Origin of the sequence: Enterobacter sp. E12 (assembly GCF_014596715.2) — a bacterium.
Taxonomy (GTDB): domain Bacteria; phylum Pseudomonadota; class Gammaproteobacteria; order Enterobacterales; family Enterobacteriaceae; genus Enterobacter; species Enterobacter bugandensis.
Window position 1 is genome coordinate 201,505 of sequence record NZ_CP115601.1, and the last position, 26,263, is coordinate 227,767.

General features: G+C 53.8%; 20 protein-coding genes and 4 tRNA genes. 18 read left to right on the forward strand and 6 right to left on the reverse strand.

The window, feature by feature from the left end; all coding sequences use genetic code 11:
* The first annotated feature begins 577 nt into the window (after positions 1 to 577).
* The 5 genes from dppA (at position 578) to dppF (ending at position 6,282) form a co-directional block, all read left to right on the forward strand.
* Complete coding sequence (gene dppA, locus IB212_RS01000; protein WP_028015091.1) at positions 578 to 2,185, forward strand: dipeptide ABC transporter periplasmic-binding protein DppA; 1,608 nt, start codon at positions 578 to 580, stop codon at positions 2,183 to 2,185.
* Positions 2,186 to 2,346: 161 nt separating this feature from the next.
* Complete coding sequence (dppB, locus tag IB212_RS01005) at positions 2,347 to 3,366, forward strand: dipeptide ABC transporter permease DppB (RefSeq protein ID WP_028015092.1); 1,020 nt, start codon at positions 2,347 to 2,349, stop codon at positions 3,364 to 3,366.
* A gap of 9 nt (positions 3,367 to 3,375) precedes the next feature.
* Positions 3,376 to 4,278: a dipeptide ABC transporter permease DppC gene (gene dppC, locus IB212_RS01010; RefSeq protein WP_028015093.1), complete on the forward strand. Its 903-nt coding sequence runs from the start codon at positions 3,376 to 3,378 to the stop codon at positions 4,276 to 4,278.
* A gap of 10 nt (positions 4,279 to 4,288) precedes the next feature.
* Complete coding sequence (gene dppD, locus IB212_RS01015; RefSeq protein ID WP_041911597.1) at positions 4,289 to 5,272, forward strand: dipeptide ABC transporter ATP-binding protein; 984 nt, start codon at positions 4,289 to 4,291, stop codon at positions 5,270 to 5,272.
* A complete protein-coding gene (gene dppF, locus IB212_RS01020) occupies positions 5,269 to 6,282 on the forward strand; it encodes a dipeptide ABC transporter ATP-binding subunit DppF (RefSeq protein ID WP_041911596.1) in 1,014 nt (337 codons plus the stop codon). Before dppD ends, dppF begins: the two co-directional genes overlap by 4 nt.
* A 44-nt stretch (positions 6,283 to 6,326) precedes the next feature.
* On the opposite strand, the gene coaA is transcribed toward dppF, so the two are convergent.
* Positions 6,327 to 7,277 carry a type I pantothenate kinase gene (gene coaA, locus IB212_RS01025; protein WP_032644951.1) on the reverse strand — a complete coding sequence of 317 codons (951 nt, stop codon included), beginning with the start codon at positions 7,275 to 7,277 and terminating at the stop codon, positions 6,327 to 6,329.
* 317 nt (positions 7,278 to 7,594) lie between these two features.
* Between coaA and IB212_RS01030 the strand changes: the two genes are divergently transcribed.
* The 13 genes from IB212_RS01030 to rpoC all read left to right on the forward strand — a co-directional run bounded on the left by IB212_RS01030 (position 7,595) and on the right by rpoC (position 21,658).
* Positions 7,595 to 7,670 (forward strand) — tRNA-Thr (locus IB212_RS01030).
* An 8-nt stretch (positions 7,671 to 7,678) separates the two neighbouring features.
* Positions 7,679 to 7,763: transfer RNA gene (locus IB212_RS01035), tRNA-Tyr, on the forward strand.
* A 117-nt stretch (positions 7,764 to 7,880) separates the two neighbouring features.
* Positions 7,881 to 7,955: transfer RNA gene (locus tag IB212_RS01040), tRNA-Gly, on the forward strand.
* Positions 7,956 to 7,961: 6 nt separating this feature from the next.
* A tRNA-Thr gene (locus tag IB212_RS01045) sits at positions 7,962 to 8,037 on the forward strand.
* 118 nt (positions 8,038 to 8,155) lie between these two features.
* On the forward strand, positions 8,156 to 9,340 hold the full coding sequence (tuf, locus tag IB212_RS01050) for an elongation factor Tu (RefSeq protein ID WP_014830236.1): 1,185 nt from the start codon (positions 8,156 to 8,158) through the stop codon (positions 9,338 to 9,340).
* A gap of 227 nt (positions 9,341 to 9,567) precedes the next feature.
* Positions 9,568 to 9,951 carry a preprotein translocase subunit SecE gene (gene secE / locus IB212_RS01055; protein WP_003862342.1) on the forward strand — a complete coding sequence of 128 codons (384 nt, stop codon included), beginning with the start codon at positions 9,568 to 9,570 and terminating at the stop codon, positions 9,949 to 9,951.
* Between the two features lies 1 nt (position 9,952).
* Positions 9,953 to 10,498: a transcription termination/antitermination protein NusG gene (nusG, locus tag IB212_RS01060; protein ID WP_003862341.1), complete on the forward strand. Its 546-nt coding sequence runs from the start codon at positions 9,953 to 9,955 to the stop codon at positions 10,496 to 10,498.
* A gap of 156 nt (positions 10,499 to 10,654) precedes the next feature.
* Positions 10,655 to 11,083, forward strand: a complete 429-nt coding sequence (gene rplK, locus IB212_RS01065; protein WP_008503452.1) for a 50S ribosomal protein L11 — start codon at positions 10,655 to 10,657, stop codon at positions 11,081 to 11,083.
* Positions 11,084 to 11,086: 3 nt separating this feature from the next.
* Entirely contained in the window at positions 11,087 to 11,791 is a 705-nt protein-coding gene (gene rplA, locus IB212_RS01070) for a 50S ribosomal protein L1 (protein ID WP_006810530.1), read from the forward strand.
* A gap of 289 nt (positions 11,792 to 12,080) precedes the next feature.
* Positions 12,081 to 12,578, forward strand: coding sequence for a 50S ribosomal protein L10 (gene rplJ, locus IB212_RS01075; protein WP_003862338.1), 498 nt, complete (start codon positions 12,081 to 12,083; stop codon positions 12,576 to 12,578).
* Between the two features lie 66 nt (positions 12,579 to 12,644).
* On the forward strand, positions 12,645 to 13,010 hold the full coding sequence (gene rplL / locus IB212_RS01080) for a 50S ribosomal protein L7/L12 (RefSeq protein ID WP_002445276.1): 366 nt from the start codon (positions 12,645 to 12,647) through the stop codon (positions 13,008 to 13,010).
* 319 nt (positions 13,011 to 13,329) lie between these two features.
* Complete coding sequence (rpoB, locus tag IB212_RS01085) at positions 13,330 to 17,358, forward strand: DNA-directed RNA polymerase subunit beta (protein WP_015569976.1); 4,029 nt, start codon at positions 13,330 to 13,332, stop codon at positions 17,356 to 17,358.
* Positions 17,359 to 17,434: 76 nt separating this feature from the next.
* On the forward strand, positions 17,435 to 21,658 hold the full coding sequence (gene rpoC, locus IB212_RS01090) for a DNA-directed RNA polymerase subunit beta' (protein WP_188246094.1): 4,224 nt from the start codon (positions 17,435 to 17,437) through the stop codon (positions 21,656 to 21,658).
* Between the two features lie 58 nt (positions 21,659 to 21,716).
* Here rpoC and IB212_RS01095 read toward each other — a convergent pair whose 3' ends face one another.
* The 5 genes from IB212_RS01095 to thiG form a co-directional block, all read right to left on the reverse strand.
* Positions 21,717 to 22,034, reverse strand: coding sequence for a PTS lactose/cellobiose transporter subunit IIA (locus IB212_RS01095; protein ID WP_008503455.1), 318 nt, complete (start codon positions 22,032 to 22,034; stop codon positions 21,717 to 21,719).
* Positions 22,034 to 22,342, reverse strand: a complete 309-nt coding sequence (locus IB212_RS01100) for a PTS sugar transporter subunit IIB (protein ID WP_010425948.1) — start codon at positions 22,340 to 22,342, stop codon at positions 22,034 to 22,036. Before IB212_RS01100 ends, IB212_RS01095 begins: the two co-directional genes overlap by 1 nt.
* A 146-nt stretch (positions 22,343 to 22,488) precedes the next feature.
* Positions 22,489 to 24,030, reverse strand: coding sequence for a sensor domain-containing diguanylate cyclase (locus tag IB212_RS01105; RefSeq protein ID WP_047363710.1), 1,542 nt, complete (start codon positions 24,028 to 24,030; stop codon positions 22,489 to 22,491).
* A 337-nt stretch (positions 24,031 to 24,367) separates the two neighbouring features.
* Positions 24,368 to 25,495, reverse strand: coding sequence for a 2-iminoacetate synthase ThiH (thiH, locus tag IB212_RS01110; RefSeq protein ID WP_041911594.1), 1,128 nt, complete (start codon positions 25,493 to 25,495; stop codon positions 24,368 to 24,370).
* The gene (gene thiG, locus IB212_RS01115) at positions 25,492 to 26,262 is read right to left on the reverse strand and encodes a thiazole synthase (RefSeq protein ID WP_041911593.1); all 771 of its coding nucleotides are present in this window, start codon (positions 26,260 to 26,262) and stop codon (positions 25,492 to 25,494) included. The genes thiH and thiG overlap by 4 nt, the downstream gene beginning before the upstream one ends.
* Position 26,263 lies beyond the last annotated feature (1 nt).

Genomic DNA, 26,263 nt, shown 5'->3' on the forward strand with positions numbered 1-26,263 from the left:
AACGGCTTACTCATCCTGATTCAGTAAAATGCCCCTTATCCCCGCTTCTTACTGCCTGTTAACGATTTTGTGACATAATCCATTGTATTTTTTTATATATAGATTGATCTTTTTTCGCGTTGCTTATGGATAACCTCAGCATTTTTCGCTGTGCGTTTTAACGTTCGCGGTATTTAGTGCTCAGATAATCACCATTCTGCAAGAAAATTTACCCATTATGAATAAAAGTTAATCACTGATTGTTGCGAAATATGAAGATATTTGTGCTGCAAGTTGGCGAGTAGCATAAATTTCCCTGCTGAAAACTGGCGTTCAGGGTTTTTTTAATCTTTGTTTGCGGTTTCTCACACTCGGCGCAAATCCCCGTCACCTGTATTGACGTTTTCACATTCTGTTGACAGATTGTAGGGCATGAGGGGCATTTCAGGGACGATCTGCGCTGCAACTCAAACGCTCTTCTGAAAGGATTCTCCATCCCTTTAACGCCTTCGGGCACCTCCGACCGGACCGGGTAAAAAATAAATAAAGGTCTGGCGGCGTAACACAACAAAGCAAAACATCACATTGGAGCAGAATAATGAGTATTTCCTTGAAGAAGTCAGGGATGCTGAAGCTTGGTCTGAGCCTGGTGGCTATGACCGTGGCAGCAAGCGTACAGGCAAAAACCCTGGTTTACTGTTCTGAAGGCTCGCCGGAAGGCTTTAACCCACAGCTCTTTACCTCTGGTACGACTTACGACGCAAGCTCTGTACCGATCTATAACCGTCTGGTTGAATTCAAAACCGGCACCACGGAAGTGATTCCGGGTCTGGCCGAGAAGTGGGACATCAGCGAAGACGGCAAAACCTATACCTTCCACCTGCGCCAGGGCGTGAAGTGGCAGGACAGCAAAGAATTCAAACCAACGCGCGACTTTAACGCCGACGACGTTGTGTTCTCCTTCGACCGTCAGAAAAACGCCCAGAACCCGTACCACAAAGTGTCTGGCGGCAGCTACGAATACTTCGAAGGGATGGGTCTGCCTGACCTGATCGCCGAAGTGAAAAAAGTAGACGATAAAACCGTTCAGTTCGTGCTGACCCGTCCTGAAGCGCCATTCCTGGCTGACCTGGCCATGGACTTCGCCTCTATTCTCTCTAAAGAGTATGCGGACAATATGCTGAAAGCCGGCACGCCGGAAAAAGTGGACCTGAACCCAATCGGTACCGGCCCGTTCCAGCTGCTGCAGTACCAGAAAGACTCCCGTATTCTGTATAAAGCCTTCCCGGGCTACTGGGGCACCAAGCCGCAGATCGACCGTCTGGTCTTCTCCATCACGCCTGATGCATCCGTGCGTTACGCTAAACTGCAGAAAAACGAATGCCAGGTGATGCCGTACCCGAATCCGGCAGATATCGCGCGCATGAAGCAGGACAAAAACATCAACCTGATGGAGCAGGCGGGCCTGAACGTGGGCTATCTCTCCTTCAATACCGAGAAGAAACCGTTTGATGACGTGAAAGTACGTCAGGCGCTGACCTACGCGGTGAACAAAGAAGCGATCATCAAGGCCGTTTACCAGGGCGCGGGCGTTGCTGCCAAGAACCTGATCCCACCAACCATGTGGGGCTATAACGACGACGTTAAGGACTACAGTTACGATCCTGAGAAAGCGAAAGCGCTGCTGAAAGAAGCGGGCCAGGATAAAGGCTTTACCGTCGAGCTGTGGGCGATGCCGGTACAGCGTCCGTACAACCCGAACGCACGCCGTATGGCGGAAATGGTCCAGGCTGACTGGGCGAAAATTGGCGTTCAGGCCAAGATTGTGACCTACGAGTGGGGCGAGTATCTGAAGCGTGCCAAAGCGGGTGAGCACCAGGCGGTAATGATGGGCTGGACCGGTGACAACGGGGATCCGGACAACTTCTTCGCCACCCTGTTCAGCTGTGCGGCAGCGAAAGACGGCTCTAACTACTCTCGCTGGTGCTACAAGCCGTTTGAAGATCTGATCCAACCGGCGCGTGCGACCGACGATCACAACAAACGTATTGAACTGTACAAGCAAGCGCAGGTTGTAATGCACGATCAGGCCCCGGCGCTGATTGTTGCTCACTCCACCGTGTACGAGCCAGTGCGTAAAGAAGTGAAGGGCTACGTGGTTGATCCACTGGGCAAACACCACTTCGAAAACGTGTCGGTTGAATAATAAGTAGGGTGTTCTCCCTCTCCCTTTGGGAGAGGGCAGGGGTGAGGGTCGTGCATGCATCCCCTCACCCTAACCCTCTCCCAAAGGGAGAGGGAATTTACATTTGTGAGCAATACAGACGTCACGCCACTGGCCGTGCGTCATCAGAGAGAATACGGGTTATGTTGCAGTTCATCCTCCGACGTCTGGGACTTGTTATCCCGACGTTTATCGGTATCACCCTTCTCACTTTTGCCTTCGTCCATATGATCCCCGGCGACCCGGTAATGATTATGGCGGGCGAGCGTGGTATTTCCCCTGAACGTCATGCGCAGCTGCTGGCTGAACTCGGCCTCGATAAGCCGATGTGGCAGCAGTACCTCCACTATATCTGGGGCGTGATGCACGGTGACTTAGGGATTTCGTTAAAAAGCCGTCTTCCGGTGTGGGACGAGTTCGTGCCGCGTTTTAAAGCGACGCTGGAGCTTGGCATCTGCGCCATGATTTTCGCCACTGCGGTGGGTATTCCTGTTGGGGTACTGGCTGCCGTTAAGCGTGGCTCTATTTTCGACCATACCGCCGTGGGGCTGGCGCTGACCGGTTACTCCATGCCTATCTTCTGGTGGGGCATGATGCTGATCATGCTGGTCTCGGTGCAATTGAACCTGACGCCGGTCTCCGGACGCGTCAGCGATATGGTCTTCCTTGATGATACCAATCCGTTAACCGGCTTTATGCTGATCGACACGGCCATCTGGGGCGAGGAGGGCAACTTCATTGATGCCGTTGCGCACATGATCCTGCCTGCCATGGTGCTGGGCACCATTCCTCTGGCGGTGATCGTGCGTATGACCCGTTCCTCCATGCTGGAAGTGCTGGGTGAAGATTACATCCGTACCGCGCGCGCCAAAGGTTTAACCCGCATGCGCGTCATCATCGTCCACGCGCTGCGTAACGCCATGCTGCCGGTGGTGACCGTTATCGGCCTCCAGGTGGGTACGCTGCTGGCGGGGGCGATCCTGACGGAAACCATCTTCTCCTGGCCGGGCCTCGGACGCTGGCTGATTGATGCGCTGCAACGCCGTGACTATCCGGTGGTGCAGGGTGGGGTGCTGCTGGTCGCGACGATGATTATCCTCGTCAACCTGCTGGTCGATTTGCTGTACGGCGTGGTGAACCCGCGTATTCGTCATAAGAAGTAAGGGGCCATCATGTCACAGGTTTCTGAAAACAAAGCTGTTGCTGCACCGGTTCCAATGACGCCGCTGCAGGAGTTCTGGCACTACTTCAAGCGCAATAAAGGCGCGGTAGTCGGGCTGGTGTATGTCGCTATCATGATCCTGATTGCGGTGTTTGCGAACTTTCTGGCGCCGTATAACCCGGCGGATCAGTTCCGCGATGCGCTGCTGGCACCTCCTGCCTGGCAGGACGGCGGTAGTCTGGCGCACCTGCTGGGTACCGATGATGTGGGCCGCGATGTGCTGTCGCGTCTGATGTACGGCGCGCGTTTGTCGCTGCTGGTTGGCTGTCTGGTGGTGGTGCTCTCCCTGATTATGGGGATCATCCTCGGCCTGGTTGCCGGTTACTTCGGCGGCATCGTTGATAACATCATTATGCGTATCGTCGACATCATGCTGGCGCTGCCAAGCCTGCTGCTGGCTCTGGTGCTGGTGGCGATCTTCGGTCCGTCGATCGGTAACGCCGCCCTGGCGCTGACCTTCGTGGCGCTTCCTCACTATGTGCGATTAACACGCGCGGCGGTGCTGGTGGAGGTGAACCGCGACTACGTGACCGCCTCTCGCGTGGCGGGTGCCGGTGCGATGCGCCAGATGTTCGTTAATATCTTCCCTAACTGCCTTGCGCCGCTGATCGTTCAGGCGTCGCTCGGTTTCTCTAACGCCATTCTTGATATGGCCGCTCTTGGCTTCCTGGGCATGGGTGCGCAGCCGCCAACACCGGAGTGGGGCACTATGCTCTCCGACGTGTTGCAGTTCGCACAAAGCGCCTGGTGGGTTGTCACCTTCCCGGGTCTGGCAATCCTGCTGACGGTGCTGGCATTTAACCTGATGGGTGATGGCCTGCGTGATGCGCTTGATCCCAAACTGAAGCAGTAAGAGGCACGAGATGGCGTTATTAAATGTAGATAAATTATCGGTGCACTTCGGCGACGAAGGCACCCCGTTTCGCGCCGTGGACCGCATCAGCTACAGCGTCAATCAGGGCGAAGTGGTTGGTATCGTCGGGGAGTCCGGTTCCGGTAAGTCGGTGAGTTCACTGGCAATCATGGGGCTGATTGATTACCCGGGCCGCGTGATGGCGGAAAACCTGCAGTTCAACGGTCAGGACCTGAAGCGCATTTCTGAGAAACAGCGCCGCCAGCTGGTGGGCGCCGAAGTGGCGATGATCTTCCAGGACCCGATGACCAGCCTGAACCCGTGCTACACGGTCGGCTTCCAGATTATGGAAGCGATTAAGGTGCACCAGGGTGGTAACAAGAAAACCCGTCGCCAGCGCGCGATCGACCTGCTGAACCAGGTGGGTATTCCTGACCCGGCATCGCGGCTGGACGTATACCCGCACCAGCTTTCCGGTGGGATGAGCCAGCGCGTGATGATCGCCATGGCGATTGCCTGTCGACCAAAGCTGCTGATTGCGGATGAACCGACAACGGCGCTGGATGTGACCATCCAGGCGCAAATCATCGAGCTGCTGCTGGAGTTGCAGCAGAAAGAGAACATGGCGCTGGTGCTGATTACGCACGATCTGGCGCTGGTGGCCGAAGCGGCACACAAGATCATCGTGATGTACGCGGGCCAGGTGGTTGAGACCGGAAATTCGCACGATATCTTCCGCGCGCCGCGTCATCCGTATACGCAGGCACTGCTGCGCGCGCTGCCGGAGTTTGCTCAGGACAAAGCGCGTCTGGCGTCGCTGCCGGGCGTGGTTCCGGGTAAATATGACCGTCCGCAGGGCTGTCTGCTGAACCCGCGCTGCCCGTATGCCACGGACAAATGCCGCGTTGAGGAGCCTGAGCTGAATCTGCTGGCCGACGGTCGACAGTCAAAATGCCACTACCCACTCGATGATGCCGGGAGGCCAACACTATGAGTACGCAACAGGCCACCACGCAACAACCGCTGTTGCAGGCCATCGACCTGAAAAAACACTACCCGGTGAAAAAGGGGATTTTTGCCCCTGAGCGCCTGGTGAAAGCGCTGGACGGCGTGTCATTTACCCTCGAACGCGGTAAAACGCTGGCGGTGGTGGGGGAGTCAGGCTGCGGGAAATCGACGCTGGGCCGTCTGCTGACGATGATTGAAGTCCCGACCGGCGGTGAGCTTTATTATCAGGGCCAGGATCTGCTCAAGCACGACCCGCAGGCGCAGAAGCTGCGCCGCCAGAAAATCCAGATTGTGTTCCAGAACCCGTACGGTTCTTTGAACCCGCGTAAAAAAGTGGGACAGATCCTGGAAGAGCCCCTGCTGATTAACAGCAATCTGAGCAAAGAGCAGCGCCGTGAAAAAGCGCTGGCGATGATGGCGAAGGTCGGCCTCAAAACCGAGCATTACGACCGCTACCCGCATATGTTCTCCGGCGGCCAGCGTCAGCGTATCGCTATCGCCCGCGGGCTGATGCTCGATCCGGACGTAGTGATTGCCGATGAGCCGGTTTCGGCGCTCGACGTGTCCGTGCGCGCGCAGGTGCTGAACCTGATGATGGATCTCCAACAGGATCTGGGGCTGTCTTATGTGTTCATCTCTCACGACCTGTCGGTGGTGGAGCATATTGCCGATGAAGTGATGGTGATGTATCTGGGGCGCTGCGTGGAGAAGGGGACCAAAGAGCAGATCTTTAGTAATCCTCGTCATCCGTACACCCAGGCGCTGTTGTCTGCGACGCCGCGTCTGAACCCGGACGATCGTCGCGAGCGCATTAAGCTGACGGGTGAACTGCCAAGTCCGCTGAATCCGCCGCCGGGGTGTGCCTTCAACGCGCGCTGCAGCCGCCGCTTTGGCCCGTGCACCCAGCTTCAGCCGCAGCTGAAGGAGTATGGCGGTCAGCTGGTCGCCTGCTTTGCGGTCGATCAGGATGAAAATGGCGAGAAGCCGCACGCATAACGAAAAAAAACCGGCGCTAAGCCGGTTTTTTTATGTCTGCCTGACTATTTTCGCAGGCGAATCTGGTCGACGGCGTGCTTCTCGCTCTTGGTGAGGATCAGGCTCGCACGCTCGCGCGTCGGGAGGATGTTCTCTTTGAGGTTCACGTAGTTGATCTCATTCCACAGCCCCCTGGCCACATTAATCGCCTCTTCTTCAGAAAGCTGGGCGTAGTGGTGGAAATAGGAGTCCGGGTCGGTGAATGCCCCTTCGCGGAACTTCAGGAAGCGGTTGATATACCAGTTCTGCAGCAGATCTTCCGGCGCATCAACATAGATAGAGAAATCGACGAAATCCGAAACGAACACATGATGCGGGTCATGAGGATAGTCCATGCCGCTTTGCAGCACGTTCAAACCTTCAAGGATCAGGATATCCGGCTGGACTACCGTTTTATCCCCATCCGGGATGCGGTCGTAAATCAGGTGTGAATAGACCGGCGCCGTGACGTGCGGCACGCCAGATTTCAGGTCAGAGACAAATTTTACCAGACGGTGCATATCATAAGAGAGCGGGAAGCCTTTCTTCTTCATCAGCCCGCGTTCTTTTAAGACTTCGTTTGGATGCAGGAAGCCGTCGGTCGTGATCAGCTCCACGCTGCGGTGTTCCGGCCAGCGGCTCAGCAGCGCCTGCAGCACGCGTGCGGTAGTGCTTTTACCCACGGCCACGCTGCCCGCAATACTAATGATATAAGGAATGCGCTGACCATTGGTTCCGAGGAACTGCTCCAGCACCGCCTGACGGCGCAGGTTGGAGCTGATATAGAAGTTAAGCAAGCGAGAGAGGGGGAGATAAATTTCTGCCACCTCTTCCAGGGACAGATCTTCGTTTATCCCTTTTAACCGTGCGATTTCACCTTCCGTCAGCGTCATAGGGACGGAATCACGCAGGGCAGCCCACTGGCTGCGGTTAAAGTGAAGATAAGGCGTCATTAACGTTTGCTCTTTTTTGCTCATAAGCATGCTTCAGTGAGCCAGCGCTATGCTGCCGGGACGTGGCTCATCACACAGTTAATTTTGGACAATGGGCAGGAGGTTAACACCAGATGGCGGGAATAATAAGAAAAAAGATGGAAAGCGCTGCGTTACGCGGAAGCCGTCACGCTACGGTGTATGCGATGTAAATCATGCCTGTATGTTGATTATTTGACCCGGAATGACTACTTTTACATCGCTTAGCGCTGCGTTCGCATAAAATGTGAGCGAAAGAACGTTTTATGCAAATTTTTAGTTGCATGACCGCGCAGGTATCCATAGAATGCGCGCTACTTGATGCCGACTTAGCTCAGTAGGTAGAGCAACTGACTTGTAATCAGTAGGTCACCAGTTCGATTCCGGTAGTCGGCACCATCAAGTCCGGTGGGGTTCCCGAGCGGCCAAAGGGAGCAGACTGTAAATCTGCCGTCACAGACTTCGAAGGTTCGAATCCTTCCCCCACCACCACTTTCTGGCAGCGTAAATGCCGCCGGAGCTGGTTGGAAAAATTAGCCAGCTCAAACTGAAAAAGAGAGAAATCTCTTTTTTTGTTACAGAAAGAACTGGGTAGCCGAGTTTCAGGATGCGGGCATCGTATAATGGCTATTACCTCAGCCTTCCAAGCTGATGATGCGGGTTCGATTCCCGCTGCCCGCTCCAATACGTGCTGATATGGCTCAGTTGGTAGAGCGCACCCTTGGTAAGGGTGAGGTCCCCAGTTCGACTCTGGGTATCAGCACCACTTCACTTCTCCTTCCCGTTTCTCTCTGTTTCAATTTTACTGTATTCAACAATTCAGGCATTTCGCCTGGTTGATGTGGTGATATCACCGATTTATCCGTGTCTTAGAGGGACAATCGATGTCTAAAGAAAAGTTTGAACGTACAAAACCGCACGTTAACGTCGGTACTATCGGCCACGTTGACCATGGTAAAACAACGCTGACCGCTGCAATTACTACCGTTCTGGCTAAAACCTACGGTGGTTCTGCTCGTGCATTCGACCAGATCGATAACGCACCAGAAGAAAAAGCTCGTGGTATCACCATCAACACCTCTCACGTTGAGTACGACACCCCGACTCGCCACTACGCACACGTAGACTGCCCAGGCCACGCCGACTATGTTAAAAACATGATCACCGGTGCTGCGCAGATGGACGGTGCGATCCTGGTTGTTGCTGCGACTGACGGCCCAATGCCTCAGACTCGTGAGCACATCCTGCTGGGTCGTCAGGTAGGCGTTCCTTACATCATCGTGTTCCTGAACAAATGCGACATGGTTGATGACGAAGAGCTGCTGGAACTGGTAGAGATGGAAGTTCGTGAACTGCTGTCTCAGTACGATTTCCCGGGCGACGATACCCCAATCGTTCGTGGTTCTGCTCTGAAAGCGCTGGAAGGCGACGCAGAGTGGGAAGCGAAAATCATCGAACTGGCTGGCTTCCTGGATTCTTACATCCCAGAACCAGAGCGTGCGATTGACAAGCCATTCCTGCTGCCAATCGAAGACGTATTCTCCATCTCCGGTCGTGGTACCGTTGTTACCGGTCGTGTAGAGCGCGGTATCATCAAAGTTGGTGAAGAAGTTGAAATCGTTGGTATCAAAGAGACTGCGAAGTCTACCTGTACTGGCGTTGAAATGTTCCGCAAACTGCTGGACGAAGGCCGTGCTGGTGAGAACGTTGGTGTTCTGCTGCGTGGTATCAAACGTGAAGAAATCGAACGTGGTCAGGTTCTGGCGAAGCCAGGCTCAATCAAGCCACACACCAAGTTCGAATCTGAAGTGTACATTCTGTCCAAAGACGAAGGCGGCCGTCATACTCCGTTCTTCAAAGGCTACCGTCCACAGTTCTACTTCCGTACTACTGACGTGACCGGTACCATCGAACTGCCAGAAGGCGTTGAGATGGTAATGCCAGGCGACAACATCAAGATGGTTGTGACTCTGATCCACCCAATCGCGATGGACGACGGTCTGCGTTTCGCAATCCGTGAAGGCGGCCGTACCGTTGGCGCGGGCGTTGTTGCTAAAGTTCTCGGCTAATCGCTGATAACATTTGACGCAATGCGCAATAAAAGGGCATCATTTGATGCCCTTTTTGCACGCTTTCACATCAGAACCTGGCTCATCAGTGATTAATTTTGTCATAATCATTGCTGAGACAGGCTCTGCGGAGAGCGTATAATACGAAAAGCGAATAGCATTTCGATTGGTTTGCCTCGCACTCGCGGGGTGAAAATGTTTGTAGAATACTTCTGACAGGTTGGTTTATGAGTGCGAATACCGAAGCTCAAGGGAGCGGGCGCGGCCTGGAAGCGATGAAATGGGTAGTTGTAGCCGTGCTGCTGATTGTGGCGATTGTCGGCAACTATCTTTATCGTGACATGATGCTGCCGCTACGCGCGCTTGCAGTGGTAATTCTGATTGCTGCGGCGGGTGGTGTCGCGCTGTTGACGACAAAAGGCAAAGCGACCGTTGCGTTTGCCCGCGAAGCGCGTACCGAAGTCCGCAAGGTCATTTGGCCGACTCGCCAGGAAACATTGCACACCACGCTGATCGTAGCGGCGGTAACCGCTGTAATGTCACTGATCCTGTGGGGACTGGATGGTATTCTGGTTCGCCTGGTATCCTTTATCACTGGCCTGAGGTTCTGAGATGTCTGAAGCCCCTAAAAAGCGCTGGTACGTCGTTCAGGCGTTTTCCGGTTTTGAAGGCCGCGTAGCAACGTCGCTGCGTGAGCATATCAAATTACACAACATGGAAGAGTTGTTTGGCGAAGTTATGGTTCCGACCGAAGAAGTGGTTGAGATCCGTGGCGGCCAGCGTCGCAAAAGCGAGCGCAAATTCTTCCCGGGTTACGTGCTGGTTCAGATGGTTATGAACGACGCGAGCTGGCACCTGGTGCGCAGCGTGCCGCGTGTGATGGGCTTTATCGGCGGCACGTCTGACCGTCCGGCGCCAATCAGCGACAAAGAAGTTGATGCGATTATGAACCGCCTGCAGCAGGTGGGTGATAAGCCGCGTCCGAAAACGCTGTTTGAACCGGGTGAAATGGTTCGTGTTAATGACGGTCCGTTTGCTGACTTTAATGGCGTGGTTGAAGAAGTGGACTATGAGAAGTCCCGCCTGAAAGTTTCTGTTTCTATCTTCGGTCGTGCGACCCCGGTAGAGCTGGACTTTGCCCAGGTAGAAAAAGCCTAAGCAGCGATCAAAAAAGCGACGATTTAATCGTTGCACAAGGCGCGGGATTGGAATACAATTTCGCGCCTTTTGTTTTTATGGGTCCCGGCCCGTAAAACGAATTTTATTCACGGGGAGCCTCCCTGAGGCGCTATTACCCAATCAGAGGATTTTAGAATGGCTAAGAAAGTACAAGCCTACGTCAAGCTGCAGGTTGCAGCTGGTATGGCGAACCCAAGTCCACCAGTTGGTCCAGCTCTGGGTCAGCAGGGTGTGAACATCATGGAATTCTGTAAAGCGTTCAACGCAAAAACTGAATCCCTGGAAAAAGGTCTGCCAATCCCAGTCGTAATCACTGTTTACGCTGACCGTTCTTTCACTTTCGTTACCAAAACCCCTCCAGCAGCAGTTCTGCTGAAGAAAGCGGCTGGTATCAAGTCTGGTTCCGGTAAACCGAACAAAGACAAAGTGGGTAAAATTTCCCGCGCTCAGCTGCAGGAAATCGCGCAGACCAAAGCTGCCGACATGACTGGTGCCGACATTGAAGCGATGACTCGCTCCATCGAAGGTACTGCACGTTCCATGGGCCTGGTAGTGGAGGACTAAGAAATGGCTAAACTGACCAAGCGCATGTCCGTGATCCGTGACAAAGTTGATGCGACCAAACAGTACGACATCAACGAAGCTATTGCTCTGCTGAAAGAACTGGCGACTGCTAAGTTCGTTGAAAGCGTTGACGTTGCCGTTAACCTGGGCATCGATGCTCGTAAATCCGATCAGAACGTTCGTGGCGCAACTGTACTGCCACACGGTACTGGCCGTTCCGTTCGCGTAGCTGTATTTGCTCAGGGTGCAAACGCTGAAGCTGCTAAAGCTGCCGGCGCTGAACTGGTAGGTATGGAAGATCTGGCTGATCAGATCAAGAAAGGCGAAATGAACTTTGACGTTGTTATTGCTTCTCCAGATGCAATGCGCGTTGTTGGCCAGCTGGGCCAGGTTCTGGGTCCACGCGGCCTGATGCCAAACCCGAAAGTGGGTACTGTAACCCCTAACGTTGCTGAAGCGGTTAAGAACGCTAAAGCAGGTCAGGTTCGTTACCGTAACGACAAAAACGGCATCATCCACACCACCATCGGTAAAGTGGACTTTGACGCTGACAAACTGAAAGAAAACCTGGAAGCTCTGCTGGTTGCGCTGAAAAAAGCTAAACCAACTCAGGCGAAAGGCGTGTACATCAAGAAAGTTAGCATCTCCACCACCATGGGTGCAGGTGTTGCAGTTGACCAGGCTGGCCTGAGCGCTGCTGCAAACTAATGCCTTTACGTGGGCGGTGATTTTGTCTACAATCTTACCCCCACGTTTGCTAACGAAAGTTAGCGGCTAAAAGATTTGTTCGTTGGAGCCTGGCCTATCCAGGCCTCCGTCGAAGACCGCAGGTGTTTCGCAAGAAACTTAATCCCCTGCGTAGACGGTGACAGAACGCTAAGATTATTTTTAATACTCTGGCTTGTTTCTGCTCACCGTATTAAGACGCTCTTCCCGTTGGGTTGAGTGAAGTGAGTTCCGGAACATGAGTTTCGGCAAACATCCAGGAGCAAAGCTAATGGCTTTAAATCTTCAAGACAAACAAGCGATTGTTGCTGAAGTCAGCGAAGTAGCCAAAGGCGCGCTGTCTGCAGTAGTTGCGGATTCCCGTGGCGTTACTGTAGACAAAATGACTGAACTGCGTAAAGCAGGTCGTGAAGCTGGCGTATACATGCGTGTTGTTCGTAACACCCTGCTGCGTCGCGTAGTTGAAGGTACTCAGTTCGAGTGCCTGAAAGACACGTTTGTTGGTCCGACCCTGATTGCATACTCTATGGAACACCCGGGCGCTGCTGCTCGTCTGTTCAAAGAGTTCGCGAAAGCGAATGCAAAATTTGAGGTCAAAGCTGCAGCCTTTGAAGGTGAGTTGATCCCGGCATCGCAAATCGATCGCCTGGCAACCCTGCCGACCTACGAAGAAGCAATTGCACGCCTGATGGCAACCATGAAAGAAGCTGCGGCTGGCAAACTGGTTCGCACTCTGGCTGCTGTACGCGATGCGAAAGAAGCTGCTTAATCGCAGTTATCTTTATAAAGCATTTGCTTACGTATAAACTTATTCTGATTTTCAGGAACAATTTAAATGTCTATCACTAAAGATCAAATCATTGAAGCAGTTGCAGCTATGTCCGTAATGGACGTTGTAGAGCTGGTATCTGCAATGGAAGAAAAATTCGGTGTTTCTGCTGCTGCTGCTGTAGCTGTAGCTGCTGGCCCGGCTGAAGCTGCTGAAGAAAAAACTGAATTCGACGTAATTCTGAAAGCTGCTGGCGCGAACAAAGTTGCTGTTATCAAAGCAGTACGTGGCGCAACTGGCCTGGGTCTGAAAGAAGCTAAAGACCTGGTAGAATCTGCTCCAGCTGCGCTGAAAGAAGGCGTGAGCAAAGACGACGCAGAAGCACTGAAAAAATCTCTGGAAGAAGCTGGCGCTGAAGTTGAAGTTAAATAAGCCAACTTTTCTGGTTGCAGCCTAAGCAATTAGGCTGATGGCTGGTGACTTTTTAGTCACCAGCCTTTTTGCGCTGTAAGGCATCAGTAGCATTTCACACTGTTTGACTGCTGATTGTCCTGACAATGCTTGTTTCTATCGACGACTTAATATACTGCGACAGGGTGCTCGCTCTGTGTAAATCGCAATGAAATGGTTTAAGCGTGATAGCAACAGGTATTGCGGAAAGTATTCAATTTTCCGGTCCACAAAATGGTGTTGCACAAACTGTCCCTTCGTCGGACAGATGGGTCGACTTGTCAGCGAGCTGAGGAACCCTATGGTTTACTCCTATACCGAGAAAAAACGTATTCGTAAGGATTTTGGTAAACGTCCACAAGTTCTGGACATTCCATATCTCCTTTCTATCCAGCTTGACTCGTTCCAGAAGTTTATCGAGCAAGATCCTGAAGGGCAGTACGGTCTGGAAGCAGCCTTCCGTTCCGTGTTCCCGATTCAGAGCTACAGCGGTAACTCCGAGCTGCAGTACGTCAGCTACCGCCTTGGCGAACCGGTGTTTGACGTTCAGGAATGTCAGATCCGTGGCGTGACCTATTCCGCACCGCTGCGCGTAAAACTGCGTCTGGTGATCTACGAGCGCGAAGCGCCGGAAGGCACCGTAAAAGACATTAAAGAACAAGAAGTCTACATGGGTGAGATTCCACTCATGACGGACAACGGTACTTTCGTTATCAACGGTACTGAGCGTGTTATCGTTTCCCAGCTGCATCGTAGCCCGGGCGTCTTCTTCGACAGCGATAAAGGTAAAACACACTCTTCCGGTAAAGTACTGTATAACGCACGCATCATTCCTTACCGTGGTTCATGGCTGGACTTCGAGTTCGATCCAAAAGACAACCTGTTTGTCCGTATCGACCGTCGTCGTAAACTGCCTGCAACCATCATTCTGCGTGCACTGAACTATACCACTGAGCAGATCCTGGACCTGTTCTTTGAGAAAGTGATCTTTGAAATCCGCGACAACAAGCTGCAGATGGAGCTGGTGCCGGAACGTCTGCGTGGTGAGACCGCGTCGTTCGACATCGAAGCCGACGGCAAAGTGTATGTGGAAAAAGGTCGCCGTATCACCGCGCGCCACATCCGCCAGCTGGAAAAAGATGATATCAAACACATCGAAGTTCCGGTTGAATACATTGCAGGAAAAGTAGCCGCGAAAGATTACGTTGATGAATCAACTGGCGAGCTGATCTGCCCGGCGAACATGGAGCTGAGCCTGGATCTGCTGGCTAAGCTGAGCCAGTCTGGCCACAAACGTATCGAAACGCTGTTCACCAACGATCTGGACCACGGTCCGTACATCTCTGAGACTGTACGCGTCGACCCAACCAACGATCGTCTGAGCGCGCTGGTAGAAATCTACCGCATGATGCGTCCTGGTGAGCCACCAACTCGCGAAGCGGCTGAAAGCCTGTTCGAGAACCTGTTCTTCTCCGAAGACCGCTACGATCTGTCCGCGGTAGGTCGTATGAAGTTCAACCGTTCTCTGCTGCGCGACGAAATCGAAGGTTCCGGTATCCTGAGCAAAGACGACATCATCGAAGTGATGAAGAAGCTCATCGATATCCGTAACGGTAAAGGCGAAGTGGACGATATCGACCACCTCGGCAACCGTCGTATCCGTTCCGTTGGCGAAATGGCGGAAAACCAGTTCCGCGTTGGCCTGGTACGTGTAGAGCGTGCTGTGAAAGAGCGTCTGTCTCTGGGCGATCTGGATACCCTGATGCCTCAGGATATGATCAACGCCAAGCCGATTTCTGCAGCAGTGAAAGAGTTCTTTGGTTCCAGCCAGCTGTCTCAGTTCATGGACCAGAACAACCCGCTGTCTGAGATCACGCACAAACGTCGTATCTCTGCACTCGGCCCAGGCGGTCTGACCCGTGAACGTGCAGGCTTTGAAGTTCGAGACGTACACCCGACTCACTACGGTCGTGTATGTCCAATCGAAACGCCTGAAGGTCCAAACATCGGTCTGATCAACTCCCTGTCCGTGTACGCACAGACGAACGAATACGGTTTCCTTGAGACCCCGTATCGTAAAGTGACCGACGGTGTGGTTACCGACGAAATTCATTACCTGTCTGCTATCGAAGAAGGCAACTACGTTATCGCTCAGGCGAACTCCAACCTGGATGACGAAGGCCACTTTGTAGAAGATCTGGTTACCTGCCGTAGCAAAGGCGAATCCAGCTTGTTCAGCCGCGACCAGGTTGACTACATGGACGTATCCACCCAGCAGGTGGTATCCGTCGGTGCGTCCCTGATCCCGTTCCTGGAACACGATGACGCCAACCGTGCATTGATGGGTGCGAACATGCAACGTCAGGCCGTTCCAACTCTGCGTGCTGATAAGCCGCTGGTTGGTACCGGTATGGAACGTGCTGTTGCCGTTGACTCCGGTGTTACTGCAGTTGCTAAGCGTGGCGGTACCGTTCAGTACGTTGACGCATCCCGTATCGTTATCAAAGTTAACGAAGACGAGATGTATCCGGGCGAAGCGGGTATCGACATCTACAACCTGACCAAATACACCCGTTCTAACCAGAACACCTGTATCAACCAGATGCCTTGCGTATCTCTGGGTGAGCCAGTTGAGCGCGGCGACGTGCTGGCAGACGGTCCGTCCACCGACCTCGGTGAACTGGCGCTCGGTCAGAACATGCGCGTAGCGTTCATGCCGTGGAACGGTTACAACTTCGAAGACTCCATCCTCGTCTCCGAGCGTGTGGTTCAGGAAGATCGTTTCACCACCATCCACATTCAGGAACTGGCCTGTGTGTCCCGTGACACCAAGCTGGGGCCAGAAGAGATCACTGCCGACATCCCTAACGTGGGTGAAGCTGCGCTCTCCAAGCTGGATGAATCCGGTATTGTTTACATCGGTGCGGAAGTGACCGGCGGCGACATTCTGGTAGGTAAGGTGACGCCGAAAGGTGAAACCCAGCTGACCCCAGAAGAGAAACTGCTGCGTGCTATCTTCGGTGAGAAAGCGTCTGACGTTAAAGACTCTTCTCTGCGCGTACCAAACGGTGTTTCCGGTACGGTTATCGACGTTCAGGTCTTCACTCGTGATGGCGTTGAGAAAGATAAGCGTGCGCTGGAAATCGAAGAGATGCAGCTCAAACAGGCTAAGAAAGACCTGTCTGAAGAACTGCAGATCCTCGAAGCAGGTCTGTTCAGCCGTATCTATGCGGTGCTGGTTGCCGGTGGCGTTGAAGCTGAGAAGCTCGACAAACTGCCACGCGATCGCTGGCTGGAACTCGGCCTGACCGACGAAGAGAAACAAAATCAGCTGGAACAGCTGGCTGAGCAGTATGACGAACTGAAACACGAGTTCGAGAAAAAACTCGAAGCGAAACGCCGCAAAATCACTCAGGGCGACGATCTGGCACCAGGCGTGCTGAAGATTGTTAAGGTGTATCTGGCTGTTAAACGTCAGATCCAGCCTGGTGATAAGATGGCAGGTCGTCACGGTAACAAGGGTGTTATCTCTAAGATCAACCCGATCGAAGATATGCCGCACGATGCTAACGGTACGCCGGTAGATATCGTACTGAACCCACTGGGCGTACCGTCTCGTATGAACATTGGTCAGATCCTGGAAACTCACCTGGGTATGGCTGCGAAAGGTATTGGCGACAAGATTAACGCCATGCTGAAACAGCAGCAGGAAGTCGCGAAACTGCGCGAATTCATCCAGCGTGCCTACGATCTGGGTACCGACGTGCGTCAGAAAGTCGACCTGAACACCTTCAGCGATGAAGAAGTGCTGCGTCTGGCAGAGAACCTGCGCAAAGGTATGCCAATTGCAACGCCGGTATTCGACGGTGCAAAAGAAGCTGAAATTAAAGAGCTGCTGCAACTGGGTGGTCTGCCAACGTCTGGTCAGATTACGCTGTTTGACGGCCGTACCGGTGAACAGTTCGAACGTCCGGTAACCGTAGGTTACATGTACATGCTGAAACTGAACCACCTGGTCGACGACAAGATGCACGCTCGTTCTACCGGTTCTTACAGCCTGGTTACTCAGCAGCCGCTGGGTGGTAAGGCACAGTTCGGTGGTCAGCGCTTCGGGGAGATGGAAGTGTGGGCGCTGGAAGCATACGGCGCGGCATACACCCTGCAGGAAATGCTCACCGTTAAGTCTGATGACGTGAACGGTCGTACCAAGATGTATAAAAACATCGTGGACGGCAACCATCAGATGGAACCAGGCATGCCAGAGTCCTTCAACGTACTGTTGAAAGAGATTCGTTCGCTGGGTATCAACATCGAACTGGAAGACGAGTAATTCTCGCTCAAACAGGTCACTGGTGCCGGGTTAACCCCCGGCACCGGATTGTGCTAACTCCGACGGGAGCAAATCCGTGAAAGATTTATTAAAGTTTCTGAAAGCGCAGACTAAAACCGAAGAGTTTGATGCGATCAAAATTGCTCTGGCTTCGCCAGACATGATCCGTTCATGGTCTTTCGGTGAAGTTAAAAAGCCGGAAACCATCAACTACCGTACGTTCAAACCTGAGCGTGACGGCCTTTTCTGTGCGCGTATTTTCGGGCCAGTAAAAGATTACGAGTGCCTGTGCGGTAAGTACAAGCGCCTGAAACACCGCGGTGTGATCTGTGAGAAGTGCGGCGTTGAAGTGACCCAGACCAAAGTACGCCGTGAGCGTATGGGCCACATCGAGCTGGCGTCTCCGACTGCTCACATCTGGTTCCTGAAATCTCTGCCGTCCCGTATCGGTCTGCTGCTGGATATGCCGCTGCGCGATATCGAACGTGTTCTGTACTTCGAATCTTATGTAGTTATCGAAGGCGGGATGACGAACCTGGAACGTCACCAGATCCTGACTGAAGAGCAGTATCTGGACGCGCTGGAAGAGTTCGGTGACGAATTCGACGCGAAGATGGGTGCGGAAGCTATTCAGGCCCTGCTGAAGAGCATGGATCTGGAGCAGGAGTGCGAGCAGCTGCGTGAAGAGCTGAACGAAACCAACTCCGAAACCAAGCGTAAAAAGCTGACCAAGCGTATCAAACTGCTGGAAGCGTTCGTTCAGTCTGGTAACAAACCAGAGTGGATGATCCTGACCGTTCTGCCGGTTCTGCCGCCAGATCTGCGTCCGCTGGTTCCGCTGGATGGTGGTCGTTTCGCAACGTCCGATCTGAACGATCTGTATCGTCGCGTTATCAACCGTAACAACCGTCTGAAACGTCTGCTGGATCTGGCTGCGCCGGACATCATCGTACGCAACGAAAAACGTATGCTGCAGGAAGCGGTAGATGCCCTGCTGGATAACGGTCGTCGCGGTCGTGCGATCACCGGTTCTAACAAGCGTCCTCTGAAATCTTTGGCCGACATGATCAAAGGTAAGCAGGGTCGTTTCCGTCAGAACCTGCTCGGTAAGCGTGTTGACTACTCCGGTCGTTCTGTAATCACCGTAGGTCCATACCTGCGTCTGCATCAGTGCGGTCTGCCGAAGAAAATGGCACTGGAGCTGTTCAAACCGTTCATCTACGGCAAGCTGGAGCTGCGTGGCCTGGCCACCACCATCAAAGCCGCTAAGAAAATGGTTGAGCGTGAAGAAGCTGTCGTTTGGGATATCCTGGACGAAGTTATCCGCGAACACCCGGTACTGCTGAACCGTGCACCAACCCTGCACCGTCTGGGTATCCAGGCATTTGAGCCAGTCCTGATCGAAGGTAAAGCTATCCAGCTGCACCCGCTGGTTTGTGCGGCCTATAACGCCGACTTCGATGGTGACCAGATGGCTGTTCACGTACCGCTGACGCTGGAAGCCCAGCTTGAAGCGCGTGCGCTGATGATGTCTACCAACAACATCCTGTCTCCAGCGAACGGTGAACCAATTATCGTTCCTTCTCAGGACGTTGTATTGGGTCTGTACTACATGACCCGTGACTGTGTTAACGCCAAAGGCGAAGGCATGGTGCTGACTGGCCCGAAAGAAGCTGAGCGTATTTATCGCGCTGGCCTGGCCTCTCTGCATGCGCGCGTTAAAGTGCGTATCACCGAATACGAAAAAGATGCAAACGGCGAATTCGTTGCTAAGACCAGCCTGAAAGACACGACCATTGGCCGTGCCATTCTGTGGATGATCGTACCGAAAGGTCTGCCTTTCTCCATCGTCAACCAGGCGCTGGGCAAGAAAGCGATCTCCAAAATGCTGAACACCTGTTACCGCATTCTGGGTCTGAAGCCGACCGTTATCTTCGCTGACCAGACAATGTATACCGGCTTTGCTTATGCAGCGCGTTCAGGTGCATCTGTTGGTATCGATGACATGGTCATCCCAGAGAAGAAACACGAGATCATCTCTGAAGCGGAAGCTGAAGTTGCTGAGATCCAGGAGCAGTTCCAGTCTGGTCTGGTAACCGCGGGCGAACGCTACAACAAAGTTATCGATATCTGGGCAGCGGCAAACGATCGTGTATCCAAAGCGATGATGGATAACCTGCAAACCGAAACCGTGATTAACCGTGACGGCGTCGAAGAGCAGCAGGTTTCCTTCAACAGCATCTACATGATGGCCGACTCCGGTGCGCGTGGTTCTGCAGCACAGATTCGTCAGCTGGCAGGTATGCGTGGTCTGATGGCGAAGCCAGATGGCTCCATCATCGAAACGCCAATCACCGCGAACTTCCGTGAAGGTCTGAACGTACTCCAGTACTTCATCTCCACGCACGGTGCGCGTAAAGGTCTGGCGGATACCGCACTGAAGACAGCGAACTCCGGTTATCTGACGCGTCGTCTGGTTGACGTTGCGCAGGACCTGGTTGTGACCGAAGACGATTGTGGCACCCTCGAAGGTATCACCATGACCCCGGTTATCGAGGGTGGTGATGTTAAAGAGCCACTGCGCGATCGCGTACTGGGTCGTGTGACCGCGGAAGACATCCTGAAGCCGGGCACCGCAGACATTCTGGTTCCACGCAACACCCTGCTGCACGAACAGTGGTGTGACCTGCTGGAAGCGAACTCTGTTGACTCCGTGAAGGTGCGTTCCGTTGTATCCTGTGACACCGACTTTGGTGTATGTGCGCACTGCTACGGTCGTGACCTGGCGCGTGGCCACATCATCAACAAAGGTGAAGCCATCGGCGTTATCGCGGCACAGTCCATCGGTGAGCCGGGTACACAGCTGACGATGCGTACGTTCCACATCGGTGGTGCGGCATCTCGTGCGGCTGCTGAATCCAGCATCCAGGTGAAAAACAAAGGTAGCATCAAGCTCAGCAACGCGAAATCGGTTGTGAACTCCAGCGGTAAACTGGTTATCACTTCACGTAACACCGAGCTGAAGCTGATCGACGAATTCGGTCGTACCAAAGAGAGCTATAAAGTGCCTTACGGTGCGGTTATGGCGAAAGGTGATGGCGAGCAGGTTGCCGGCGGTGAAACCGTTGCAAACTGGGATCCACACACCATGCCGGTTATCACCGAAGTAAGTGGTTTCATCCGCTTCACTGACATGATCGACGGCCAGACCATTACTCGTCAGACCGACGAGCTGACCGGTCTGTCTTCTCTGGTGGTTCTGGATTCTGCTGAACGTACTACCGGCGGTAAAGATCTGCGTCCTGCACTGAAAATCGTTGATGCTCAGGGTAATGACGTTCTGATCCCAGGTACCGATATGCCTGCGCAGTACTTCCTGCCGGGTAAAGCGATTGTACAGCTGGAAGATGGCGTACAGATCAGCTCTGGTGACACCCTGGCGCGTATTCCTCAGGAATCCGGCGGTACCAAGGACATCACCGGTGGTCTGCCACGCGTTGCGGACCTGTTCGAAGCACGTCGTCCGAAAGAGCCTGCAATCCTGGCTGAAATCAGCGGGATCATCTCCTTCGGTAAAGAGACTAAAGGTAAGCGCCGTCTGGTTATCACACCAGTAGATGGCAGCGAGCCGTACGAAGAGATGATTCCTAAGTGGCGTCAGCTCAACGTGTTCGAAGGCGAACGTGTAGAACGTGGTGACGTGGTTTCCGACGGTCCAGAAGCGCCGCACGACATCCTGCGTCTGCGTGGTGTGCATGCTGTTACTCGTTACATTGTTAACGAAGTACAGGACGTATACCGCCTGCAGGGCGTTAAGATTAACGATAAGCACATCGAAGTTATCGTTCGTCAGATGCTGCGTAAAGCAACCATCGAAAACGCGGGCAGCTCCGACTTCCTGGAAGGCGAGCAAGTTGAATACTCACGCGTTAAGATCGCTAACCGCGATCTGGAAGCGAACGGCAAAATCGGTGCGACTTTCGCACGCGATCTGCTGGGTATCACCAAAGCGTCTCTGGCAACCGAGTCCTTCATCTCTGCAGCATCGTTCCAGGAAACGACTCGTGTCCTGACCGAAGCCGCTGTTGCAGGTAAACGTGATGAACTGCGCGGTCTGAAAGAGAACGTCATCGTGGGTCGTCTGATCCCTGCCGGTACCGGTTATGCGTACCATCAGGATCGTATGCGTCGTCGCGCTGCGGGCGAACTGCCAGCAGCACCGCAGGTTACTGCTGAAGATGCATCCGCGAGCCTGGCAGAACTGCTGAACGCAGGTCTGGGCGGTTCCGACAACGAGTAATCGTTGATGCCGTAAATAAAAAACCCGCCTCGGCGGGTTTTTTTATATCTGCGTTTCTTCAATTCACTAACGGGATGCGTCGATAAAGCTCAATCATATCGCCCGCCAGATCCTGAATAACCATCGCGTTCATCAGGTGGTCCTGAGAATGAACGGTGATTAGGTTAACCGGCAGTTTCCCGGTCCCTTCGTCAAGTCCAATAAGCTGCGTCTGGATCGTATGCGCGTGCTTCACATATTCGCGGGATTCTTCCATCGCTTTTTCAGCTTCGTCAAACTCACCTTTACGCGCCATCTGCAGAGCCGTCAGGGCCGCACTGCGGGCCGCACCGGCGTTGACCAGCAGTTCCATGATTGTGGTTTCTAAGTCTTCCATTATGACTCCAGCAGTTTAAGCGCTTTTTCCAGTACGGCATCGCCTTTCATCATGCCGTAATCCATCATGTCGATCACCGCGACCTTTTTGCCCAGCGGGTCGGCCTGTGCCTGCAGTTTAGCCTGCTCGTATTTGACCTGTGGCCCCAGCAATACGATGTCGGCCGTCGCGATATTGTCTTTAAACTCCGCAACCGGAACGGCTTTAATGGTGACTTCAACCCCTTTTTTCTGCGCGGCATCTTTCATACGTTGAACCAGCATGCTGGTTGACATTCCCGCTGCACAGCATAAAACGATGTTCTTCATAATCAGCCTCGATCTACATGTGTTTATTGATAATTATCCTGCGCAGAGAGCTTCAACAACCGCTTTACCGCGATTGTGTGTCAGGCATCACAAAGAAAGCAGCATTTTTCTGAAACCGGTTACAATTCTTCGAGTAAGAGAGAAAGTCAGCCGACGGCAGTGCGAACAATACGGTTTTTTCCCTGCTTTTTAGCACTGTAGAGCGCGTTATCAACGCTACCTACAAATTGTTCCAGCGGTTCGAAATGCCATTCACCCAGACCCGCGCTGAACGTGACGTGCAGATTTTCTTCCCGCCATGCGCGTCTTGCAACGGCGGTGCGCCATGCGTCAAGCAATGAAAATGCGGCAGCGATCTGCTCGGCCTGGAAAATTACCGCGAACTCTTCACCACCGTAGCGATAGACCGAGACGTGGTGGGGCTGCATTATCTGGATCCCCTCGCGCGCCACGTTACGCAGGACAATGTCGCCGCTCAGGTGTCCCCACGTGTCGTTAATTGACTTGAAGTTATCAATATCAACCAGCGCCATCGCGAAAGGCTGGTGGGCATTTAATAATTCCTCCACATCGTTATCGAACGCACGGCGGTTTTTGCAGCCGGTCAGCGCATCGTGAGTGGCCTGACGAACATACGCCATCTCACGCTCTTTATTGGACTGAATGGTGCGGCTCAGCATCGCTTCCAGACGCGGCGCCTGGCTGACATCGCCCGTTTTGATCGCATTGATAATAGTCATTAATACGGTACGCGAGGCATGACGCAGATAAAGGCCGAAGAGAATGATGATGATGGCTGCCAGCGCAAAGCCCCAGCCAACGATAGTGGTTTCGTGGCGGGTGATATCGGTAAGCGTTGCGCCAGATACCCGATAGATAACAAACCAGTCCGGGTTCGTGAAAGAGTAGTAGTAATACCAGGCATTGGTTTTCCGGTCGTAAAGATGGCCTTCGCCGCTGGTCATTTTGTCCATCAGCGCTTCGCTCACGTACTTTTTGAACAGGGCGCCTGTATCTGGGTGCAGCACGACGGTCCCGTCGCGTTCGACGACGAAGAATTCCCCTTGTACGGGGGCCACCATTTGTCGAAGGGTATACCCCATCGACGTCAAGTCAAGATGAAAAGCGAGGGTACCCTTGAGTCTGCCTTCTGTTGAAATCAATGGCTTATAAAGCGTAACTGTCGGATGCCCGGTAAAGTAGTCCGTATAATGGTGGGTATAATGGCTGAAAATACTGGCTTCTGCGTGCGCGACAAACCACGGGCGCGTCCGCGGATCGACGTTTTTACTCTTTTCCGTGGGAGGCGCTTCTGGAGCGTGTAAATAATGTCCCTCTGTGTCAGCCAGCGAGATGGATGACACGGTCGGCATCAGGTTTTGCAAATGCATCAACATCTGCAGCCCTTGCGTCGGGTTGACGTTGAGCGTCTCATTCAGTATCTCGCTGCGGGCAAAGTACATCGCAGAGCGACCAAGGATATAGTCGTTTTCACGCAGGATTGATTCGGTATAGTTAACCGCCAGGTTATGCGTGAAGTTGCTGTTAATCTTGTGATAATCCTCAAGGAAATCCTTTCTTTGCGAAAGAGAGACCACGACCGCGATCAGCGCAAAACTGCACAGAATCCCCGCGAAGCTGAGCATAATGGGTCGGGTGAAAGAGAGCTTTTTGCTGTGAAGTGCCATGAGTTGTACATCGATCCTGATGGTGAATATTTTTCGTCTGCCGATATCCTCTCAGCATAGTCGCTGTCCTGCGGTTAGCGGTGAATTATACGGAACACGATTTCAGGCGAGATGATTTATCTTAAGAATCACTAAGAAATTCCTTATCCATACTTTTGCGCCCCTCTTATGCACGGAATCGGAGGCAGGGCGAAACGAGGAAGAAGCTTTTCGCCCTGGTCAGCATCCGTTGCTGACCTGATGACAATAAAAAACCGGACGATCGCTGACAATCATCCGGTTTTACCTTTCCGTAACGCCTCGATAATTTTCTACCGTGTTGCAGTGCGTTACATCGTCATTGCGAGGCTCTTCCCAGCCAGCTGTCCCAGTCTTTCCAGACAGGCTGTAAACCCTGTGCCGTCAGGGCGGCGGCAACGGCTTCCGGACGCCGTCCGTCATGCGGTGCAAACTGCTCCAGCTCCGGATGATCGTCTGCATACCCGCCCGGCTGCGTTTTGGAAAACGCGCTGACGTTGTTAATCGCCAGCGGGATGACGCGATCGCGAAACGCCGGGGATTCACGCGTTGAGAGCGATAACTCCACTTCCGGGGCGAGCAGGCGAAACGCGCAGATGGTCTGCACCAGCTGGCGTTCATCCATCAGCGAAGCCGGTTCAATGCCGCCTGCGCAGGGGCGCAGGCGTGGGAAGGAGATGGAGTATCGGGTCTGCCAGTAGTGCTGTTGCAGCCACAGCAGATGTTCTGCCACCATGTAGCAATCTACCCGCCAGCTGTCGGAAAGCCCAATTAGCGCACCCAGCCCGATTTTGTCGATCCCGGCGCGGCCCAACCTGTCCGGCGTTTCCAGCCGGAAGAAAAAATCCTGCTTCTTCCCTTTCAGGTGATGCCGCGCGTACGTCGCCTCCTGGTAGGTTTCCTGATAGACCATAACGCCGTCCAGCCCGAGCGTTTTTAACTCCGCATACTCGTCCTGCGACAGGGGCTGAACCTCCATCTGCAACGACGCAAACTCCCGACGTATCGCAGGCAGATGCTGGCGGAAATAGTCCATTCCCACTTTCCCCTGATGCTCGCCCGTGACCAGCAGAAGATGTTCGAACCCCATTTCACGAATAGCAGCACACTCGCGTGCGATCTCCTCTTCATCGAGCGTTTTCCGCTTGATGCGGTTGCTCATGGAAAAACCACAGTAGGTACAGTCGTTGGCGCACAGGTTCGAAAGATAGAGCGGGACGTAGAAGCTCACCGTGTTGCCAAACCGCTGCCGGGTGAGGCGCTGGGCGCGCTGCGCCATTGGTTCAAGATAGGCGCTGGCCGCCGGGGAGAGCAGGGCCATCAGATCCTCGCGGGTCAGTTGACGGGCGTGCAGCGCGCGCTCCACGTCAGCCGCCGTTTTGCTGTTGATGCGCAGGGCAATATCGTCCCAGTTAAGCTCGCGCCAGCGCTCGGTAAACGTGCTCATGAGAGCGCCTCCAGAAAGCCGGTAAGCGGGCTGGTGGCCTGTGCCTGAAAACTGCGCGAGCCGGGGCCGGACTCTCTGGCCAGCACGCCAGCCTCCACGGCGAGACGAAACGCACGCGCCATCATGACCGGGTCGTCGGCCACCGCAATGGCGGTATTCACAAGCACCGCGTCGGCCCCCATTTCCAGCGCCTGCGCGGCATGGCTGGGCACGCCGATCCCCGCATCCACCACCACCGGCACGGTCGCCTGCTCGATGATGATCTCCAGCATCGCGCGGGTTTCCAGCCCCTGATTGGAGCCAATGGGCGCCCCCAGCGGCATGACGGCGGCGCAGCCGACCTCTTCCAGACGCTTACACAGCACGGGATCCGCGCCGCAGTAAGGCAGAACGGTAAACCCCTGCTGCACCAGCTTTTCTGCGGCTTTCAGGGTCTCGATCGGGTCGGGCAGCAGCCAGCGGGCATCCGGGTGAATTTCCAGCTTCAGCCAGCGGGTACCGAGCGCTTCCCGCGCCAGCTGTGCGGCGAACATCGCCTCCTCGGCAGTTTTCGCGCCGGAGGTGTTGGGCAGCAGCGTCACGCCTGCCTCCAGGAGCGGCGCAAGTATGGCATCGTTGTGCTGGCGCAGATCCACGCGCTTCATCGCCAGCGTCACCAGCTGGCTGCCGCTTTCACGAATAGCATCCACCATCAGCTGCGGCGAGGCGAATTTGCCGGTTCCGGTAAACAGATGTGAATTAAAGACTTTATCAGCAATACGTAACATC

What these genes read in the sequence shown, in the direction of transcription:
- dppA (WP_028015091.1), top strand. Translation starts at nt 578, where the DNA reads ATGAGTATTTCCTTGAAGAAGTCAGGGATGCTGAAGCTTGGTCTGAGC.
- dppB (WP_028015092.1), top strand. Translation starts at nt 2,347, where the DNA reads ATGTTGCAGTTCATCCTCCGACGTCTGGGACTTGTTATCCCGACGTTT.
- dppC (WP_028015093.1), top strand. Translation starts at nt 3,376, where the DNA reads ATGTCACAGGTTTCTGAAAACAAAGCTGTTGCTGCACCGGTTCCAATG.
- dppD (WP_041911597.1), top strand. Translation starts at nt 4,289, where the DNA reads ATGGCGTTATTAAATGTAGATAAATTATCGGTGCACTTCGGCGACGAA.
- dppF (WP_041911596.1), top strand. Translation starts at nt 5,269, where the DNA reads ATGAGTACGCAACAGGCCACCACGCAACAACCGCTGTTGCAGGCCATC.
- coaA (WP_032644951.1), bottom strand. Translation starts at nt 7,277, where the DNA reads ATGAGCAAAAAAGAGCAAACGTTAATGACGCCTTATCTTCACTTTAAC.
- tuf (WP_014830236.1), top strand. Translation starts at nt 8,156, where the DNA reads ATGTCTAAAGAAAAGTTTGAACGTACAAAACCGCACGTTAACGTCGGT.
- secE (WP_003862342.1), top strand. Translation starts at nt 9,568, where the DNA reads ATGAGTGCGAATACCGAAGCTCAAGGGAGCGGGCGCGGCCTGGAAGCG.
- nusG (WP_003862341.1), top strand. Translation starts at nt 9,953, where the DNA reads ATGTCTGAAGCCCCTAAAAAGCGCTGGTACGTCGTTCAGGCGTTTTCC.
- rplK (WP_008503452.1), top strand. Translation starts at nt 10,655, where the DNA reads ATGGCTAAGAAAGTACAAGCCTACGTCAAGCTGCAGGTTGCAGCTGGT.
- rplA (WP_006810530.1), top strand. Translation starts at nt 11,087, where the DNA reads ATGGCTAAACTGACCAAGCGCATGTCCGTGATCCGTGACAAAGTTGAT.
- rplJ (WP_003862338.1), top strand. Translation starts at nt 12,081, where the DNA reads ATGGCTTTAAATCTTCAAGACAAACAAGCGATTGTTGCTGAAGTCAGC.
- rplL (WP_002445276.1), top strand. Translation starts at nt 12,645, where the DNA reads ATGTCTATCACTAAAGATCAAATCATTGAAGCAGTTGCAGCTATGTCC.
- rpoB (WP_015569976.1), top strand. Translation starts at nt 13,330, where the DNA reads ATGGTTTACTCCTATACCGAGAAAAAACGTATTCGTAAGGATTTTGGT.
- IB212_RS01095 (WP_008503455.1), bottom strand. Translation starts at nt 22,034, where the DNA reads ATGGAAGACTTAGAAACCACAATCATGGAACTGCTGGTCAACGCCGGT.
- IB212_RS01100 (WP_010425948.1), bottom strand. Translation starts at nt 22,342, where the DNA reads ATGAAGAACATCGTTTTATGCTGTGCAGCGGGAATGTCAACCAGCATG.
- IB212_RS01105 (WP_047363710.1), bottom strand. Translation starts at nt 24,030, where the DNA reads ATGGCACTTCACAGCAAAAAGCTCTCTTTCACCCGACCCATTATGCTC.
- thiH (WP_041911594.1), bottom strand. Translation starts at nt 25,495, where the DNA reads ATGAGCACGTTTACCGAGCGCTGGCGCGAGCTTAACTGGGACGATATT.
- thiG (WP_041911593.1), bottom strand. Translation starts at nt 26,262, where the DNA reads ATGTTACGTATTGCTGATAAAGTCTTTAATTCACATCTGTTTACCGGA.